The organism is Pseudomonas sp. D2002, assembly GCF_013385735.1.
Taxonomy (GTDB): domain Bacteria; phylum Pseudomonadota; class Gammaproteobacteria; order Pseudomonadales; family Pseudomonadaceae; genus Aquipseudomonas.
Map to the genome: position 1 here is coordinate 34,941 of NZ_JACAPL010000005.1, position 16,570 is coordinate 51,510.

Here is a 16,570-nt window from a genome sequence, read left to right on the forward strand (position 1 = left end):
TCACAATAGAATAGACACTTGAATGAAGCAGAAGTATCAATGTTTAGATTCTATAAACTGCTCGGGTACAGAACGTCGAAAAGCGCTGAGTAGCCGACGCAAGCGGAGCGCGCAGGCTGGCACAGCCGAAGGCGTGAAGGATGGACGCCCGCAGGGCCGAGATACGGCGGGACGCGGGAGCTCGGTTCGCCACAGCCTGCCCGCGCACAGCGGCTCGCCAACTGAAGTAAGTCAGTCAGATCTTGCGGCCCGACTCAGTAGCGCTAGAGAAGCCACCAACCCCACATCGGTAAACTCCCAAATTTTCCCACCAGGATAAGCAATCAAAATGGGAAGTGTATCGTAATGATAAATTGCGACTGCTGCTTTGCCAGCTCAGCGATACCTCCATTGCAGTGCGCCAGAGTAGTAGAGCACTGATCACAAGGTAGTCAGGCGATTAAGCTGCTCAACCGAAGGAAATCCCAGTGTCCGATAGCGACGTGGATAGCCCGCTTCTGTAGCCAGCAGATCGCCAAGCTCGGATTCAAGTTCACTCCAGGAGACGGTTTTGACTGTCGCTTCCCCACCCTCAACAGGTTCAACCAACGCGACGCGATCTGTCTTGGGCAACAGCGTCAGCACACCTTTTGTCCAGGCGCTCATCGATACCGTCTGGTTTGGTTGGTCAGCCATTTGGAAGAGGTTGTAGGAGGCGACGAAGATGTCGATGCCCTTTTCCAGATTGAGCTTGTCGAGCAACTCTTTCTGATTGGCATAATTACTCTGCAGCAGCAAATGCTCCAGTGTAACCAACCGACTGCTGACCCCTTCATCATCACAGTTAAACGGTATGATATCGCGACCTTCGTAGGTGTAAATATCGGTAGAGACAGCACGCCCCCTTTCAAGAGCCTGGAAAGCAAGCTCTACCATCTGACGAATTCCCTGTTCGTCCTTGTCTCCTGTGACCATCAGGACGTCTCGACTGGGCACCATGAACACTGGCCGACCTTTAACTGGCACGCGCTGAAGGACATCTGGCAACAACACCCTGCTGGTGTCGTACCCATCCGCCCACTCCCCAGCGTATAGGCCTGGAATAATCTCCCCGAAGGCTTCGTTTGTCGTATCACGCAGGTTCTCGATGGAGATCTTTACCGCCTCTTCCATCGTCACACCCCAATGTGCTTCGGGGCCATTGGTAAGGGTGGCAGTGGACTCGGGCGAATCGACAGCAAGCAGAATAACGCAGTCTCGGCCCAAAGGCTGTGAAACATAATCGTACTGCTTGTCGCCATTTTTACGGGCGTGTTCCAGTCGAATTTCTTCAAGCATGGCAAGGTTGCGAATCACCGGACGCAGCTGTGCTTTGACATTATCAAACACAGTCTCGGTTTTTCTACCCGCCTCTAACAGCGTCGATACGTATCCGGTCAGAACGGCGGATTTCTGTGCTTTGTCTGCATTTTGATAGTCGCGAAAGGCATTATGGAGATTGAAGTACGATCCATCCCCATGGCGGATGCGGAACTCGTTCTTCTCAAAATTCAGATTCTCGCTGAAGCCAGCTTTACGAGTCGAATCCATAAATTTTTTGGCAAATGCTTCATCAGTTAGCGGTCGATTGAAGAATTTGTCGAGCAGGGAAAAAAGCATGTACAGAATCCTTTTTGTCAGCAGGCAATTGTAAACAGCGGGAATTGGGCAGGCTTAAACTTGTTCAGAGCTTGGGACGGCTGCTCTCCATATCGACAGCTATCAGACGAAATTGACGTTACGTAGCGGAAAACGAGCAGCGCCAATCATGTGCCTGATTGTAGTGGATGTGTGGATACTGCCCTCCTACGAGGCGGCAAAAAGCTCCAGACCTCTCACAAGCTTTGTTAACTATTCAGCCGGACTTTGGATGCGACGAAGCTCACTCCACGTAACGGAGCCAAAGATGCGTCCGACCGGAGATCGCCTGCGCAACTTTGGAAACACGTCCCTGTAGGTTTTCATCGCTAGTGTTATAGAGCGCACAGAAGTCTTTGGCTACGACGTTAGCAAGTGATGTATCAGGCGGTTCAGCACGAATGAAGCCGATGTAAGAAGCACCTACGCCCATCAACTCATAGCCATGCGCTTCTGAAAAATGACGCGCAACGGCAAAGTTATTCGCGGGATCCAGATCCGAAGTGAAATAGCCATTCGGAAAAGCCGCGAGTGCCTGGCAGGACTGCTGAACGGGTACCAGGAGCGCTGAAAGAGGCTGCTCTAGAAGAGAGATAGGGTTGTTCTGGTAACCGATCCACTCCTGGAGGGCCTGCTGATCTAGCGTCAAACCATGAGTACAAGCATCCTCGAAAGACGTGGCTGCAACCAGGGTCATGAAATTGCGAAGACAGATTGCGAACTCCTCTTTCGTAGTCGGATAGCCTATGTATTCACCATTCTCAAAGCACTCTGGAGGCAAGCCCGCTATGTCCTGCTCCGATGCATCGTCCATCCCTAAATTATTGCGCACATGTCCCGAGGTGTAGCGGGCTTGGTGCAGATCATCGAGCGAGAACAGAGGTTTAAAGCCTGGATGCGCCTCAGCAATCTTACGACGAGCTTCGGTCAGATCGTCAAAGCTGGTAATCCCGCTCACGCCGTACTCATCGCATGTACCTACAGACGGATTATCACGCTTGCCGTTACCGCGAAATTCGATATCCATATACCGTGGCCTGCTCCATTTTGGTACTGAATTGAGTGAGTAATCCTAAGCGTTTCAGGATCATCATTGAAGGTCTGCCGCCAAGCGACAATAAGTCTTCCTGCCACCACATAGCAGCGCGCTACGCTAACTTTGACGTTCGCACTTCGAGGTAATGTTGATGTCCGAAACTGGCCTACCATGCAATTTCTAATCGACTCAGGGAAGAAACTGATGACTACAGATCCGTTATGTCTAGTCTTTGTGCCGGCTCTGGCGGCAGTGCTGCAAGCCGCCGAGGATAAAAAGGGCCAGCCGCTTACCGAGATTGAGGTGTGTGAAATCCGAGACAGATCCACCTGCATCGCTTTGCCTTTTAGCGCAGCCTTGGCAATGGAAGAAGATCGTGGTTATCCAGACATCGTCGCGGAGGATTGCTGGAATGAATGGCAACGTCTACGCTCCCAGTGATTTGCGCCTATACCAAAACAATGCAGCCCTTCTGTGATCAAACAATCATCCGACTGTAAGCAACCGTTGCTCTCTGTCGGCCACGAGACGCTGGTAGCACACCGAGTACCTCCCTATCTGCCAAAGTGAGTCATCCCCTTATGAACGAAGGTTGGCAAAACGACGACTATTTCATCATCTTCACGGAGGATGAGAGCTTAGCTGCCATGAAGGCCTACGGATTTGATCATCATCTGCCGGGATACACGCTATTAGGTCTAAGAGGATGGGGCGACTTCATCGTCATTAACTCTTCCGGAGTAATGTTTACCATTCCAACGCTGCCACTCGATGCGTCCTATGCCATGCCGTTTACCTTTCCCCAGCAGATTTACCTTGAACCGGACGAGCGTTTCGCTGGCAAGATCAAGTGGTATACGAAGCCCTTAGTCTTCGGGGGCGACCCGGCGGACAAAAAAAATTTCGCATGGATCACTCACGAGCAGCATGCTGAGCTTGTCACCTGGTGGAACGAACAATACAGGAGCGCCAAAATACAGAATTAGTGCAATTGCCCATAAAGCCGAAATCGCAACACATCCTCACGTGGCGTACTGAGGCACTCACGATTAGCCGATACCCTATTTCTTAGCAGAGCGGCTGGGTGCTATCGATGAGTATTTGCCTCCTCAGACGGATAAAACTCGCCCTCCTTCCCCATCTTTTCCACCCGTTCGCGCACCATCAACTCAACGTTTGCCACTGCAGCTTGATCGTTAAGGTTGACCACCTTCACGCAAAGACGTCGGACATTCTGATCGTGGGTGCCCTCACTCATCATTTCGTGTGTGAAAACGTGTTTGCCAAGCCATAGGCATAGCCGGGTATGCGTCCCGCTCAACCATATCTCATTGATTGATCCAAGGTCGGTGGTAGCCAGTTGATCGACGGTGATTGTCTTATCCATTGCTCTGTACCTTACCGATGTGTAGATACAGGTAGACTTTCAGTTATAGCGGGTCGCTCCAAGCGTCGGCAGCTCAACCGCGCAGACGGCAGTAAGCCACTCACCAGATAAAGGTCGGGCAATCGACAATTGAAGACGGCAAGCACGAATAGCCAAGTGAAATCATGGCTGAGCAAACTATCTCAAGCTTCAGAAGCAAAGGCATTCAGATGGGGTAACTCACAATCGACTGAGTACCATTTAGTAGAATCATCTGATCCCCTTTCAGCCCTGCATTGGGAAAAGCAGCATAAGGCAGGTGTCCTGAGTCGAGTTTCACATTAAGTGTTTTATCAGTGGGCTTCATAGGCGTCGCACCGGAAGGATAAATCCCCTGACCTTTTTCTGTGATCAAAAACGCAAGCGGAAAAAATGACAAGAGACTTAGGGTGGCAATGTGTCCCTGGTTTTTGCAAGTAAACATCTTGATGCTCATGTGCCTGCGGTGAGGATAGAACCAGGTGTAGAAATCATGGGTGCTATCATTGGCGGTATCGTCACCCATGACAAACTTTTGTAACGGCGCATAGTAAGGAACAGGCAAAGGCTCTTGAAGGCACTCTTTTACAGTGGTTGCTGAAAGCACATGTCCCACCATAGCACGGCAGAATTTCATCCCATCAAATGGCAAATGCACGTGATTGACTGGGCTGTTTGCCTTCAAGAAATACTGTTTGATCTTCTCTGATATGCCTTTGTAGACCCGCGCGACCTCATGGTCATTAGCACCGAGATGTGAGCTATTGCAATGCTTGCAGATAGTTCTGAACTTGCTACCGTTAGAAGACTTCACGCCAATGACAGCATCAGAGTTGACTCCCATAATCTCCGTCAGGTGAGCCTGCTCAATTTTGGTTATTGTTATACTGCCCTGAGGCGGAACATGATCCCAACTGAGAGGGCCGAAAGTTCCACAGATCAGACAATAGCCCTCTCTGAGCTGTGTGTGATGACGGCGCTCTGTGAGTCCTTTCGTGTAGTTTCCCATTACTGCCCCCCTGGCAGGTTTATGCCTCGATCTTAGCAGACCTGCCCTCAATCGCTGCTTGTTAAGCAGACGTATTGAGCGACTGCTCTCGGCACCTTGCAGACACTGTGACCGGGCTTCAGGCCGAGAGTCCCCAGTCGGATACTGCATTAGCCGCACAACTCAGACACGACTCTTCGTGCAGTCAAATTGAATTGAACAGACCGAGATATGAGATGGTTGCAGTGCTCTCCGGTAAGCGCACCAGCGGTTCTCCTTGTGCAGAAGTCGAACGACGGTCACCCCAGATGGCATTCGACCCCACCAGAATAAAATGGGTAAATTCTGTTGCCTTGGAGCTGAAAAGCATTCTCTCAGAGGGGCTACGGATTTGCGCTATGACGTCTTGTGGGGTGCCGATAAGCTCAACGAAGTCTGAATCCATATAGAACCCAAGTTCTTCCGCTAGTCGCCAGGTTGGATTGCGGTCTTCCCACGAAATGTACTCGGCTTCGCTCGCGCTTTCAGGGGGCTCTGCCTCCCACTGTTCAAATACAAATTTCTGCGCTTCGGCTTCAGTGGCGAAATTGGCACCGAAGAGATGGAAGGGCCAGCAGCCAGCTTGCATGACACGATCTCGATTGTTGATGAGTCGTCGGGATCGTACCTGATTAAAATCGGAGGAGCAGCTTGTCAGGGAAGTCCGATTGGGAAAGATGCTCACAATCCGACCTCATCGTTGTGCCAAGGTTGAAAGCTACCAGTACGTCCAGGCGCAAGATAGGCTGCCCTTCAAGCGTTCGATAGTAGTGATCTGGCGCCTAGGCGTGATACCACTGGAGTATCATCATTCTCTATGACACAGCCGCACTGCACTAAAGGACTTCGCCATGCACCAAGTTATCACCGCTGCTTACTACCGACCAGGGTTCGCCAGGAGCGCTTGCGCATGGTTAATGATTGACGGCATTGGCATTGAGCAATGGCTGTCCACTCATCTCGAATGGTCAGACGTCGCAAGCCTTGGTCTTTCTCTGATCTGGCTTATCGACGAAGACGAAGACGCTCTTGCGAACCGTCGCATTATCCCGGCGGAGGATGGAAGCTCCACAATCGTGCCGTTGCTGGTCTGTAGCGATGACATGAATTTCGACTGTATCGTCTTGGTCGCTGAGCAGATAATCGAAGGTGACACAGTACACTGGCGGCGCTTTGGTCGTAGTATTTCGGCCAAACTGGAAGTTGGAATCTCGACAAAATGGATCGCCGAGAGCAAGCCGGTAAGCTTTGCATTGGAGGATTTCCAAAACGCATTGGAGCAGTTCACTCAGTTGTCGAAGACAAAGCCAGACAACCATTGCGATGAACCCTTAAGCACTCAATAGCCTAGCTTACGTTGCATCATTTTATCGCTATCTAGCCCACTACCACGTTGAAATGTTGACCACGTAGCCCGAATTCACAGTGACCATACATGCTCCCAGAGGACACGCTGGAGCCGCCATCCTAGTAGAATTCGTCGAGCTGATTACCGCCCACTTTGAGATGTTCTATGAGCTCTGAATTAACTGAAGAAGAAATGCGTCGTGCCCTATTCGGTACGCCTCAGCCCGAAGAGCAGATATCTGCTCCTCTAGTAAATGAGCCTGCGGAAGAAGTTGTGTTCGCGAAACCCGTTGTCGCTCCAGCAGCCAAGAAGAAGGTGGCGAAAGCATTTACGCCTAGGCTGCGGGTCACGCTACGGGTTGGAAACGAGTTCGAGGGAAAAATGACCGAGTTGATTCACGAGGCTGATACGTTGAGCTCGTTGCTCGCCGAACAAGATGCTGTGAAGGCTGCCAAGAAAAAATACAAATACGTGGAAGTGCTATCCGTCAAATCGATGTAGAAAATCCAATTGTGCCCATGAGTTGAAAGGTCGCGCGTCTAGGACGCTCTCTTATTTTGAACGAGCAAGCCCTTCTCGGCCCTGCTCTCTGCCTGCATCAACTCGGCGGCGTTGTCGACGAACAGCCCGTCACTTGTGGGTAAGTCTGGCAAACAAGCATAATTTTATTTTTGGGCTCAAAGCCATGATCAATCATGCAGCGTTGCACTTCTGCAGTGCGCCCGATGCTGGCGACGTCCAGATTCGACCCAAGTGGTTTCGCATAGCCGCACGCATACATCACTGGCAGGGCTTCACTATCATTGGCTACCTCGAATTCGAAATGGCGTGATGCTCCCGCTTTACGCCATGAGACCTGCATACGTTCATCCCGACCAGAATTAGGCTTGATTGGATGAAATGCTTCATCTTCTACAAACGGCAACGCTTCGAGCTGCGACAAACTGAGCGGACGACCCTGCCTTTTTTCGACGCAGGCTGGCATATTCTCCATTATTTCACAGTATTCAAAGCCGTCCTTGCGGGTAAAACCGAGGCGCTGCATACATTGAAAGTGAATTATCTGTTCGTTTATTGGGAAATGGTTTTGTGGCCCTGCCACAGGGTCGCCACATTCTGCCATTGCGGCTCTTACACCATCTACAGAGGTCGAAGTGCGTTCCCATCGGGTGAATTCCGGTGATGGGGGGCAGCCGGTGAGTAAAAGTACCGATGAGATCAGGACTGGGATGGTAATGATCTGAGATTTGCTGAACATATTTTGTCCTTAATTTATGTCATGCCACCCGAATGGTGTCCAACTCTTCGGGGCGAATAATCCCACCATATGACTCCTACAGTACCAGCCGCTACCTGGCGGTCTCAGGTATGCCGGGTGTCAAAACTGGTGATTGATCTAAGCGATGTCCGTTCTTGATGAAAGCTGACGGGAACTACTCATGGACAGGCAGGACAACGCTCCAGTTGCCGTCCATCAACATCTACAGCCAACGGGATGTACTACTCAGGTTGATCATTCATCGACGTCTGACGCCCCTGAGAGCGGCTTAACCAATTCTGGGCCCTGATTACGAACACTACCCACAGCCTTGCTTACCTTATACCAATGAAAATCGGTAGCAGGCCGGCAGTGTTCCATCGCGATTTCACGCGCGCGTTCAGGTGAAGTATCTGAGGCGATCCATTCCCGCGCGTGCTCCGGGGCGAAAACCAGCGGTTTCCGATCATGAATATCTACCATCCCTTGATCGCTGGCGGCGGTGATGATGACGAAGCCGTCGCTAGGGTCTGGCTCCAGGCCTTGGTGAACCTCAGCTAACCCTGCGAAGAACATCGGAGCCTGCTCCTTCAGGGTTATGAAGTAAGGCTGTTTTTTCTTTGGATCAGCCGGATCGTTGACCCACTCAAACCACCCGTTTGCCGGTGCAAGTACACGACCGCTTGGCCAGAGCTGATTGAAAAACTTCCCAGTCATGACTGTCTCAACCCTGGCGTTTATCGGGTCAGGACGCTTTCCTTTCGCCCAAAATGGTGACCATCCCCATTTCACCTTATCTACGCTTAATTGGTCGTCCACTGGCCGAATGATCTCCACACGGGTCGAGGGTGCGACGTTGTATCGCTCTACTGGCCAAAGATCGTAGCCGTTGATCACCAACTGCTCTGGCGCGAGCTCCTTCAGGTAGTGATCCATCGATTCGTAGATCGAGTAGCGTCCGCACATGCTGTCACCCGTCGAATAGTGATGCTTATGAGATTGACCACAAGCGAAGCAAATCGTTAACTGTATATACGTACAGTCTACCAATCTAAGGCTTGCATCATGAGCGTCACCATCCTCGGCCCTCTCGCTACTGGCGGTAAAAAGCTGCCCCTTTATTCATCCAGGGTACCGGCGGGCTTCCCCTCCCCTGCGGCTGATCACATCGAAAAGCACATTTCCCTCGATGAGCTATTCGATATCCGCGCACCGCACGTGTACCTGGTGAGAATCGATGGGGACAGCATGCAGGGCGCAGGAATCTATTCAGGGGATCTGGTGGTCGTTGATCGAAGCATCGATGCAGTCAGCGGCGATATCGTCATCGCAGCGCTGAACTCGGAGCCATTCTGCAAACGCCTGCTTCTGCGTGAGAACGCTGTAATGCTTTTGTCGGAGAACCCAAAATATCCGGCAAGGCATGTGATGGAGGGCGATGATCTGGTGATTTGGGGTGTGGTGAAATACAGCGTGCGCGATCATGAAAACAGTTGAGCCAGTCTTTGCGCTGATTGACTGCAACAGCTTCTACGCGAGCTGCGAGCGAGTGTTCAGACCCGACCTGGCAAAGACACCTATCGTGGTGTTGTCCAACAACGACGGCTGTGTGATCGCGCGCAGCTATGACGCCAAGCCTTTCGTGAAAATGGGCCAGCCGTACTTCCAGATCAAAGACCATCTACGCCGGCATGGAATCGTGGCCTTCAGCAGTAATTACGCTTTATACGGCGACATGAGCGAACGCGTCATGACGATCATTGAATCGCTGGTGCCTGCGCTTGAGGTCTACAGCATTGACGAGGCGTTTGCCGATCTGACCGGCGTCCCAGGCGATCTGTCTGCATTCGGAAGGCACATGCGATCCACGCTTCTAAAACGCACAGGCATTCCTGTCGGTGTAGGCATCGCACGCACCAAGACGCTGGCGAAGCTCGCCAACCATACCGCCAAAAGGCTGCTGGACATCACTGGTGGTGTAGTGGATCTGTGCGATCCTTTCAAACGGGACTGGACGCTGCGCAACACCGATGTCGGCGAGGTCTGGGGCATTGGCAAGCGCATGAAGGCCCACTTGGAAACGATGGGCATCAAGACCGCCATGGATTTGGCGAAAGCCGATCCGTGGATGCTTCGGCAGAAATTCAGTGTGGTCATCGAGAAAACCGCTCGGGAGCTTGCCGGCACCTCCTGTCTGGAACTGGGCGAAGCTGACCCACCCAAGCAAGAAATTTGCTGTAGCCGGATGTTCGGCACCCGGCTCACGCAGATCGAGCCGATCAAGGAGGCCGTTGCCACCTACACCCAACGCGCGGCGGAGAAACTCAGAGCGCAAAACTCGCTGTGTAAGAAGATCCGCGTGAGTATAAGGACAGGCATGTTCAATCCCCAAGAAGCGAAGTATGCGAATGGCGCACTTGTCGAACTACCCTACCCGACCAACGACGTTAGACTCATGACTAAGGCTGCGACCGAAGCGGTCAATCGCCTCTTCCGACCGGGCTTCAAGTACAGCAAGGCAGAGGTTCTGCTGATGGATTTGCGACAGCCCGGCGAATTCACGGATGACCTATTTGCGCATTCTCAGCCAGTGATGGCGGACAAGGTCATGAGCGTTCTGGATGAGATTAATGGCCGCTGGGGAAAGGGAGTTCTCAGGGTGGCTAGTGTGCCTGTCGCACCTAGTTGGGCGATGCGTCGGGAGCTGATGAGTCAGAGCTACACGACCAAGGTAAATGAGCTGTGGACGGTGAGAGCCCGATAACGGCGCAGCAAAAAGCATTTGCGGTTTAAATAGCGCCGTCATGAATGACGGCTTTCGGCCGATTGTGTTGAAAAAGTCGGATTTTCAAATGGCCTGAACTCGGGCGCGACCACCACCGGAGAGCCTACTCACCACATTGAGTGGTTTTTCGGCCCTTCGGTGACATTTGCTGCTCTGCTATTGGGTTAATTTGAGGTTTTTTGCTTGGTGCAGGCGCACCTATCCCGTGACTGGTGGCCCTTGGGATGAAAATTTGGCCAGCCGTCGCAGGTTCTGCACCGCAGCGGCCAGCGTGAACTCATCCGTCGCGCCACTCATGCCACGTAGCCGCAGGCGATCCAATTTCAGGATGCGCTTGAGGTGGGCAAACAACATTTCGACCTTTTTACGTTCGTGGCGAGATCGCTGATATGCCGGCGTTGCGGCAATGCGCCGAGCCACATCGCGAGCGGCTTCATGGACGCTGCGAGCGATCTTGCGAATCGAAGTGTTCGGGCAGCACCTGGCTTTCATCGGACATGTCGCGCAGTCGGTCTGTCTGGATCGGAAGATGATGCTGTTGGCTTTGGTGACGTGCGAACGCTCGTTCTTGAAGGCTCGCCATTCGCTGCGCAATGGGTTGCCGGCTGGGCAGCGGTATTCCTCGGCCTCTTCATTCCAGTAGAAATCGTTACTCGAAAAGCTGTCGTTCTTGCGCTCAGTTTTATCCCACACCGGCACATGCGGCTCGATGCCTTTTTCCTCCACCATCCAGGCCAGCATCAGCGCGGTACCGTAAGCGGTGTCGCCAATGAGGCGTTCCGGCTTGATGTCGAACTGCGCTTCGACCCGATCGATCATCGTCTTGGTGCTCTCGACTTCTGCGGTTCGATGAGCCGGTGTGGGTTCCACATCCATGATCACGCCGTGCTCGGTATCGATCAGATAATTCGTGGAGTAAGCGTAGAAAGCAGGGCCGCCTGGAGCAGCCGTCCAGCGGGCCTGAGGATCCGTCAGCGACAGGCGTTTCGGTAGCGTTTCGGCCAAAGCCTCCTCATCGAGGCCTTCAAGGTACTCACGCACGGCGCGAGTGCTCAGGGCCGGATCGCTCCAGTTGATCTGTTCATCACCCGGTACGCCGCGCTGCCGACTCGCATCCGCCTTGATGATGCTAGCATCCACGGCAAAGCCTTCACCTTTGACCAAGCCTGCGTCCATGCAACGACGCAGCACTTCATTGAATAACCAGCGAAACAGATCGCTGTCCCGAAAACGGCCGTGTCTATTTTTGGAAAAGGTCGAGTGGTTGGGGACTTCATCTTCAAGGCTTAACCGGCAGAACCAGCGATACGCCAGGTTCAAATGGGCCTCTTCGCACAGCCGCCGCTCTGAGCGAATGCCGTAGCAATAGCCCACGATCAGCATGCGGATCATCAGCTCAGGATCAATCGAGGGACGCCCGATCGGGCTATAGAAATCGGCGAGGTAATGGCGCAGGTCACTCAGATCGAGACACTGATCAATGCTGCGCAGAAGATGATTGGCTGGGATGTGATCTTCAAGGTTGAACGAGTAAAACAGCCGATCCTGCCCACTCGATAACTGTCCCATCATGCTCTGTGATCCCCCGCCGGCCAATGAAGCAATTTTGCCGCAGGTCAAACAGGGGAGCTACTTTTTCAACAGAATCGGCCGAAAACAGACACTCATAAAACAACCGCTTTCTACCCTAAACACACGTCCCTGCCCGCAAGCCGGCAGCGTCACATGAAGCCATGGAAACGTCGCCACTGAGAGGGTGAAAGCTTCTCCCACTTTCGAAAAGCCCGATGGAAAGAGTTGGCGTCCTCGTAACCGAGCAGATAGGCCACCTCTTTCAGTTCAAGGCCCGGATCAGCCAGCAGGTGCAATCCCATTCGGCGTCTGGCCTCGTTGAGCAGTGCAATGAACGTCGTACCCTCGGACGCTAATCGTCGTTGCAACGTGCGCTCGCTCTGCAAGAGTTCCCGGGCGAGGCTTTTCAAGCTTGGCCGACCACCCGCCAGTGCGCGTTTCAGCACTTCAATGACCTGCTCACAGAACCCGATTGGCGCTTCAATCGCGCGAATCGCGGCGGCGAGGCCGGGCGTCATCATGTGCAGAACTTCCGGATTGTGCTCAAGAAAAGGCAGGCCGATGTCAGAGGTGCGAAGGATCAATTCGTCACGGGCAGCGCCGTAGAGAATGGGGCAGGCGAAATAAGCCGAGTGAGTTTCCAGCGTTTGCTTGGGCCGTCGCAAGCTCAATGACAAAGGCTCAATGTGTTTACCGGTGCCTCGTCGACCGAGTTCCAGTGCCAAGGCAAAACACGCCTCGACGGAAAGATAAGGCGCCGGCCCCGTGCCGGAAGGCCACTGAATTGTGAGCGAAACGGTGCCTTCGCGCTCGTCGATGCAGAGTTTGTCGGGGCTGCATAGACGCTGGAAGCGCGCCAACCGCGCGAGGCCGTCACGAAAGTCAGCCGCATATAACGCAGTGAGGAACGCCAGTTTGTGTTTCGCGCTGGGCGTATCACGAACCATCTTTATCGCGAAGGCAGGGTCTGCCGAAAGCATCTCAATGGCGTTCCAGACGGCAAACAGTTGCTGCGTGCTGACAAAGGCAGACTCGTTCAGGTGAAGATCATGGGGCAGTTGAGCGTGCTGCTGAATCAACGTGGGATCCACTCCCAGTTGCTCAATCGATTGCCAGAACACTTTGGGCAATTTACACCGCTCGGCGCTGGGGTGAACGTACGACATTTCTAAGCTCCGAACTGCAGGAGAGCGGCAATGCGTGATGCAACGCGCCGCTAATGGCGCGTTCCGCAAGCATTCTGGCGTAAACCGCCCACGGCCTGATGCAACTTCGCTCTTACCATTGTCTTCAACAAACCGAGCCAAAAGGAGCTCACGATGACAATGACTTTCTACACCAACCCCAATTCACGCGGACGCATGGTGCGCTGGATGCTCGAAGAAATCGGCTGCGCCTACGAGACGGTGATCATGGATTACCAGGCGATCAGTCAGGCTGACCGTTGGGGTGGTGCTGCGCTGGCTGCGCCGACGGTGGCCGACGCTGATGATTCACGCGTTGGTTTTTTTCGCGACGTGAACCCGATGGGAAAGATCCCTGCGCTAGTGCATAACGGGCAAACCATAACAGAAACCGCCGCCATCTGTGCGTACCTGGCTGATGCGTTTCCTGAAGCCGGGTTGGCTCCTAGGGCTGCCAATCGAGCGGCCTATTACCGTTGGCTGTTTTTTGCTGCGGGGCCTCTGGAGCAGACGGTGACTAACCACCGCGCCGGTTTCAACCCAACCCCGGAACAGGAGTTTTTCTTTGGCTACGGGAGCTACGAGCGTACCGTGGATCAGCTTGAACGCGCGGTTTTGGCGCACCCCTTTATTGCCGGTGAGCACTTCACCGCTGCGGACGTGTATGTTGGCTCCCACATCGGCTGGGGGCTAGGCTTGCAAACCTTGCCGCCCAGAGCTGCGTTCATCGCTTACGCCGAGAAATTGACGAGCCGCGACGCCTTTAAACGTGCGGTGGCGACGGATCAAGAATTGCTGGGTGCTGCCTGATCCTTCTGATCGAGAGCCGCCAATCGCGAGGGGTTGCTATCGACCTCAAGCGGCAGGATGGCCCGAGTGCACGCCATAAACTTTTCAGAACATTCAGGGAGGCTTAGTAATGTTGATCAACCGACTCGACTTCACCACACGTTTGCTGATCGACGCGGGCATCGGAAAAGGAATGCGAATCCTCGACGTGGGCTGCGGCTCGGGTGATGTTTCTGTTCTGTTGTGTGATCTGGTGGGAGGAGATGGAGAAGTCGTCGGCGTTGACCATGACGCCGATGCGATTGCCACCGCACGCCAGCGCAGCGCCGCACAACATCACTCTTCACTAACGTTCATCCAGTGCGAGCTCCTGAAATTGCAGCACTCTGTCGGTACGTTTGACGCCATTGTAGGGAGGCGCGTCCTGATGTATCAGAGGGATGCGGTGGCGACGATCCGAGCGCTGTCGAAGTGCTTGCGTCCCGGCGGCGTCATGGCCTTTCAAGAACACGATACGACGATGGCGCCTGCGAGTCTGGATCCTTTCCCTCTGCATAAAAGAGCGCAATTCTGGATACAAGAAATGATTGCTCGTGAAGGCGCGGATTTAAACATCGGTTTCAATCTACACCGCATTTTCACCCAGGCCGGCTTGACGGTTGAAAGCGTACGCGCTGAATGCCTGATACAAACACCTGATACGCCCTACAGCCTTGGCGCCATTGTTCGAGCGTGCTTGCCACGAATCATTGCACTAGGTGTGGCCAGGGCAGAAGAGGTTGAAATTGAAACGTTGCAAGAGCGTCTCGATCAGGAGCGTTCGGCCTCTTCAGGCGTATACGTTGGCGATGTGATGTTCGGGAGCTGGGCACGAAAAGTTTGATGCCACCGAGTGACGTGGGAACGTATTGTACGAATGCCCCATGGCTAGAGGCAGTCACTTGCGGGAGAGAACAATAGGCCATTGGCAGACATCGCCATCACAGAATTAGGCGCTCTTTTTCATCCGTTTTAATACTTCATCAAATGCCTCTCTCCAACCAAGCATTCCTCCATTTTTTTGAAGTTTTTCTAACCCAACGGAAGTGAACGTACCAGGTGTTGCGATACTGCGGCCCAGAGCTTCCATGCTGACGTGAGATTGATGCCGTGCACTGGCCAGACAATCCTGCATATTCCCCATTACCAACTCCGCTGCCTGCTCATGAGACAGGCCCTTCTCGGTAAACCATTGCTGCAGATCGCCGAGACGGCAGCCAACCTTACTGAGCTAGCCAGGCTGCTTGCCGCGCTTGAGGCATTTGCGGATGACTGAGATCTAGAAAAAGAACTGAACATAACGAGCCTGCAACACTCGGTAGCAAAGGCAATCCTCCTTGGAGTTGAAACACAGGCCTTCTGGGGCAAGGTTGCAGAAGAACGATGTGTTTTCTTCGTAGGCGTTTCTAGGGCGAAGCAGAGGCTCGTGCTGACTACCTCTGAGCTACGCCCTCGACCCAAGAGCTCAAAGAAGCGATGGGACGAGCGAAGAACTCAGCACGGCGAGTTCGTCAGCCACGTTGCTAGGCATCAAACCTGCTCGCTGCATGCGTGGAAAGGCTAAAACCCTTGGGGGGAGCTATACCGTAATGAATCACTTAAAGTTCTGCAGGCGAGATGCTCACCTTTTCGTCATAGGCTAGGAGGCACTTGATGTTTTCACCGTTCAACATGGAAGATCTGGCAGCAGGGGCGGTCGAGGCATTCAAACTGCTGGGAGATGCTCGTGCAATTGCCGTTTTGGTATCAGGCGAATGCACAGCTGAGTTGATCAACACCGATTTCGGTGTCAATTATTGGCAGCTCATGGTGGCACTTCCAATCCCCCTGTACTACGCCATGACAGATGTAGAACGCGAAGCTACCGGTAAAGCGATTTATGACGTAGTGACCCCGTTCTACTCAACCCTTCATGACGAGGCCCTAAACGGGGTGACCATTGCCCCACGTATTGGGGAAGCCTCCAAAAATTGGCGAGAAGAAGCTATCCGATATGTGAAAGGTGAAGGTGTCACCAACCAGGGACGAGTGCGAAGCGACAATATTGCCTCGAGGGAACATCAGGGGCTTCTATTTCGCTCTCAGGCTGAGGTCACTCTATTCACGGCAATGACACGAGCACAGCTCGCAGTCGCTCCGCTTCCAGTTTTCGTACGGATAGGCAAAGCCTACAATCGTCTCGAGCCCGATTTCGTAGTGGTGTTCAAAGGTCTGACTTTCATTATTGAGGTCGACGGAGATACCTATCATCGCGAATCACCTGCCGATGCTGATAAGCGCTTGGTTCCTTTGACGTGGGAAGGCGTAGAGGTCAGAAGGATTCGAGCCTCCGAGCTATCAAGCGACAACGCCGCTAATGTCGTTGTGAAAGATCTGATAGATTTCATGACAAAAAGGAAAGCAGCTCGTTGACTCCACGTGGCGTGAAAGCCGGCAACCTACCTTCTCGCGCCCCAGCTGATAGACTTTCA

General features: G+C 53.2%; 19 protein-coding genes. 9 read left to right on the top strand and 10 right to left on the bottom strand.

All coding sequences use genetic code 11. The features are described 5' to 3' along the window. Window positions 1-420: 420 nt before the first annotated feature. Window positions 421-1,638: a DUF1444 family protein gene (locus HX783_RS10740; protein WP_056859365.1), complete on the bottom strand. Its 1,218-nt coding sequence runs from the start codon at window positions 1,636-1,638 to the stop codon at window positions 421-423. Window positions 1,639-1,900: 262 nt separating this feature from the next. Next, window positions 1,901-2,683: a DUF4253 domain-containing protein gene (locus HX783_RS10745; protein ID WP_177016866.1), complete on the bottom strand. Its 783-nt coding sequence runs from the start codon at window positions 2,681-2,683 to the stop codon at window positions 1,901-1,903. A gap of 213 nt (window positions 2,684-2,896) precedes the next feature. Between HX783_RS10745 and HX783_RS10750 the strand changes: the two genes are divergently transcribed. Then, a complete protein-coding gene (locus tag HX783_RS10750) occupies window positions 2,897-3,133 on the top strand; it encodes a hypothetical protein (protein WP_094774137.1) in 237 nt (78 codons plus the stop codon). A 140-nt stretch (window positions 3,134-3,273) separates the two neighbouring features. Continuing rightward, window positions 3,274-3,678 (top strand): hypothetical protein, encoded by a 405-nt coding sequence (locus tag HX783_RS10755; protein WP_177016867.1) that lies wholly within the window; start codon window positions 3,274-3,276, stop codon window positions 3,676-3,678. Window positions 3,679-3,779: 101 nt separating this feature from the next. Here the strand turns inward: HX783_RS10755 and HX783_RS10760 are convergent, their stop codons facing one another. The 3 genes from HX783_RS10760 to HX783_RS10770 form a co-directional block, all read right to left on the bottom strand. Then, on the bottom strand, window positions 3,780-4,079 hold the full coding sequence (locus tag HX783_RS10760) for a hypothetical protein (protein WP_177016868.1): 300 nt from the start codon (window positions 4,077-4,079) through the stop codon (window positions 3,780-3,782). Between the two features lie 205 nt (window positions 4,080-4,284). Further along, complete coding sequence (locus tag HX783_RS10765; RefSeq protein WP_177016869.1) at window positions 4,285-5,106, bottom strand: metal-binding protein; 822 nt, start codon at window positions 5,104-5,106, stop codon at window positions 4,285-4,287. Between the two features lie 184 nt (window positions 5,107-5,290). Further along, window positions 5,291-5,713, bottom strand: coding sequence for a hypothetical protein (locus tag HX783_RS10770; protein WP_177016870.1), 423 nt, complete (start codon window positions 5,711-5,713; stop codon window positions 5,291-5,293). 262 nt (window positions 5,714-5,975) lie between these two features. Here HX783_RS10770 and HX783_RS10775 point away from each other — a divergent pair, with 262 nt between their 5' ends. Both HX783_RS10775 and HX783_RS10780 read left to right on the top strand, forming a co-directional pair. Beyond that, the gene (locus tag HX783_RS10775; RefSeq protein ID WP_177016871.1) at window positions 5,976-6,470 is read left to right on the top strand and encodes a hypothetical protein; all 495 of its coding nucleotides are present in this window, start codon (window positions 5,976-5,978) and stop codon (window positions 6,468-6,470) included. A gap of 167 nt (window positions 6,471-6,637) precedes the next feature. Next, window positions 6,638-6,973, top strand: coding sequence for a hypothetical protein (locus HX783_RS10780; protein ID WP_122725011.1), 336 nt, complete (start codon window positions 6,638-6,640; stop codon window positions 6,971-6,973). A 97-nt stretch (window positions 6,974-7,070) separates the two neighbouring features. Here HX783_RS10780 and HX783_RS10785 read toward each other — a convergent pair whose 3' ends face one another. Together HX783_RS10785 and HX783_RS10790 are read right to left on the bottom strand one after the other, a co-directional pair. After that, a complete protein-coding gene (locus HX783_RS10785; RefSeq protein ID WP_082463614.1) occupies window positions 7,071-7,730 on the bottom strand; it encodes a hypothetical protein in 660 nt (219 codons plus the stop codon). Window positions 7,731-7,985: 255 nt separating this feature from the next. Beyond that, window positions 7,986-8,696 carry an SOS response-associated peptidase family protein gene (locus tag HX783_RS10790; RefSeq protein ID WP_122725009.1) on the bottom strand — a complete coding sequence of 237 codons (711 nt, stop codon included), beginning with the start codon at window positions 8,694-8,696 and terminating at the stop codon, window positions 7,986-7,988. A gap of 99 nt (window positions 8,697-8,795) precedes the next feature. Between HX783_RS10790 and HX783_RS10795 the strand changes: the two genes are divergently transcribed. Together HX783_RS10795 and umuC are read left to right on the top strand one after the other, a co-directional pair. Then, the gene (locus tag HX783_RS10795; protein ID WP_177016872.1) at window positions 8,796-9,227 is read left to right on the top strand and encodes a LexA family transcriptional regulator; all 432 of its coding nucleotides are present in this window, start codon (window positions 8,796-8,798) and stop codon (window positions 9,225-9,227) included. Continuing rightward, window positions 9,214-10,494: a translesion error-prone DNA polymerase V subunit UmuC gene (gene umuC / locus HX783_RS10800; RefSeq protein ID WP_177016873.1), complete on the top strand. Its 1,281-nt coding sequence runs from the start codon at window positions 9,214-9,216 to the stop codon at window positions 10,492-10,494. Before HX783_RS10795 ends, umuC begins: the two co-directional genes overlap by 14 nt. Window positions 10,495-10,713: 219 nt before the next feature. On the opposite strand, the gene HX783_RS10805 is transcribed toward umuC, so the two are convergent. Beyond that, window positions 10,714-12,087 carry a transposase gene (locus HX783_RS10805; protein WP_177016874.1) on the bottom strand — a complete coding sequence of 458 codons (1,374 nt, stop codon included), beginning with the start codon at window positions 12,085-12,087 and terminating at the stop codon, window positions 10,714-10,716. 149 nt (window positions 12,088-12,236) lie between these two features. After that, entirely contained in the window at window positions 12,237-13,253 is a 1,017-nt protein-coding gene (locus HX783_RS10810; protein WP_177016875.1) for an AraC family transcriptional regulator, read from the bottom strand. 159 nt (window positions 13,254-13,412) lie between these two features. Between HX783_RS10810 and HX783_RS10815 the strand changes: the two genes are divergently transcribed. Continuing rightward, the gene (locus tag HX783_RS10815) at window positions 13,413-14,081 is read left to right on the top strand and encodes a glutathione S-transferase family protein (protein ID WP_218175210.1); all 669 of its coding nucleotides are present in this window, start codon (window positions 13,413-13,415) and stop codon (window positions 14,079-14,081) included. A 109-nt stretch (window positions 14,082-14,190) separates the two neighbouring features. Next, entirely contained in the window at window positions 14,191-14,943 is a 753-nt protein-coding gene (locus tag HX783_RS10820; protein WP_177016876.1) for a bifunctional 2-polyprenyl-6-hydroxyphenol methylase/3-demethylubiquinol 3-O-methyltransferase UbiG, read from the top strand. Between the two features lie 105 nt (window positions 14,944-15,048). Here the strand turns inward: HX783_RS10820 and HX783_RS10825 are convergent, their stop codons facing one another. After that, window positions 15,049-15,300, bottom strand: a complete 252-nt coding sequence (locus HX783_RS10825; RefSeq protein ID WP_177017122.1) for a pyrroline-5-carboxylate reductase dimerization domain-containing protein — start codon at window positions 15,298-15,300, stop codon at window positions 15,049-15,051. 452 nt (window positions 15,301-15,752) lie between these two features. Between HX783_RS10825 and HX783_RS10830 the strand changes: the two genes are divergently transcribed. After that, window positions 15,753-16,511, top strand: coding sequence for a hypothetical protein (locus tag HX783_RS10830; RefSeq protein WP_177016877.1), 759 nt, complete (start codon window positions 15,753-15,755; stop codon window positions 16,509-16,511). Window positions 16,512-16,570 lie beyond the last annotated feature (59 nt).

What these genes read in the sequence shown, in the direction of transcription:
- HX783_RS10740 (WP_056859365.1), bottom strand. Translation starts at nt 1,638, where the DNA reads ATGCTTTTTTCCCTGCTCGACAAATTCTTCAATCGACCGCTAACTGAT.
- HX783_RS10745 (WP_177016866.1), bottom strand. Translation starts at nt 2,683, where the DNA reads ATGGATATCGAATTTCGCGGTAACGGCAAGCGTGATAATCCGTCTGTA.
- HX783_RS10750 (WP_094774137.1), top strand. Translation starts at nt 2,897, where the DNA reads ATGACTACAGATCCGTTATGTCTAGTCTTTGTGCCGGCTCTGGCGGCA.
- HX783_RS10755 (WP_177016867.1), top strand. Translation starts at nt 3,274, where the DNA reads ATGAACGAAGGTTGGCAAAACGACGACTATTTCATCATCTTCACGGAG.
- HX783_RS10760 (WP_177016868.1), bottom strand. Translation starts at nt 4,079, where the DNA reads ATGGATAAGACAATCACCGTCGATCAACTGGCTACCACCGACCTTGGA.
- HX783_RS10765 (WP_177016869.1), bottom strand. Translation starts at nt 5,106, where the DNA reads ATGGGAAACTACACGAAAGGACTCACAGAGCGCCGTCATCACACACAG.
- HX783_RS10770 (WP_177016870.1), bottom strand. Translation starts at nt 5,713, where the DNA reads ATGCAAGCTGGCTGCTGGCCCTTCCATCTCTTCGGTGCCAATTTCGCC.
- HX783_RS10775 (WP_177016871.1), top strand. Translation starts at nt 5,976, where the DNA reads ATGCACCAAGTTATCACCGCTGCTTACTACCGACCAGGGTTCGCCAGG.
- HX783_RS10780 (WP_122725011.1), top strand. Translation starts at nt 6,638, where the DNA reads ATGAGCTCTGAATTAACTGAAGAAGAAATGCGTCGTGCCCTATTCGGT.
- HX783_RS10785 (WP_082463614.1), bottom strand. Translation starts at nt 7,730, where the DNA reads ATGTTCAGCAAATCTCAGATCATTACCATCCCAGTCCTGATCTCATCG.
- HX783_RS10790 (WP_122725009.1), bottom strand. Translation starts at nt 8,696, where the DNA reads ATGTGCGGACGCTACTCGATCTACGAATCGATGGATCACTACCTGAAG.
- HX783_RS10795 (WP_177016872.1), top strand. Translation starts at nt 8,796, where the DNA reads ATGAGCGTCACCATCCTCGGCCCTCTCGCTACTGGCGGTAAAAAGCTG.
- umuC (WP_177016873.1), top strand. Translation starts at nt 9,214, where the DNA reads ATGAAAACAGTTGAGCCAGTCTTTGCGCTGATTGACTGCAACAGCTTC.
- HX783_RS10805 (WP_177016874.1), bottom strand. Translation starts at nt 12,087, where the DNA reads ATGATGGGACAGTTATCGAGTGGGCAGGATCGGCTGTTTTACTCGTTC.
- HX783_RS10810 (WP_177016875.1), bottom strand. Translation starts at nt 13,253, where the DNA reads ATGTCGTACGTTCACCCCAGCGCCGAGCGGTGTAAATTGCCCAAAGTG.
- HX783_RS10815 (WP_218175210.1), top strand. Translation starts at nt 13,413, where the DNA reads ATGACTTTCTACACCAACCCCAATTCACGCGGACGCATGGTGCGCTGG.
- HX783_RS10820 (WP_177016876.1), top strand. Translation starts at nt 14,191, where the DNA reads ATGTTGATCAACCGACTCGACTTCACCACACGTTTGCTGATCGACGCG.
- HX783_RS10830 (WP_177016877.1), top strand. Translation starts at nt 15,753, where the DNA reads ATGTTTTCACCGTTCAACATGGAAGATCTGGCAGCAGGGGCGGTCGAG.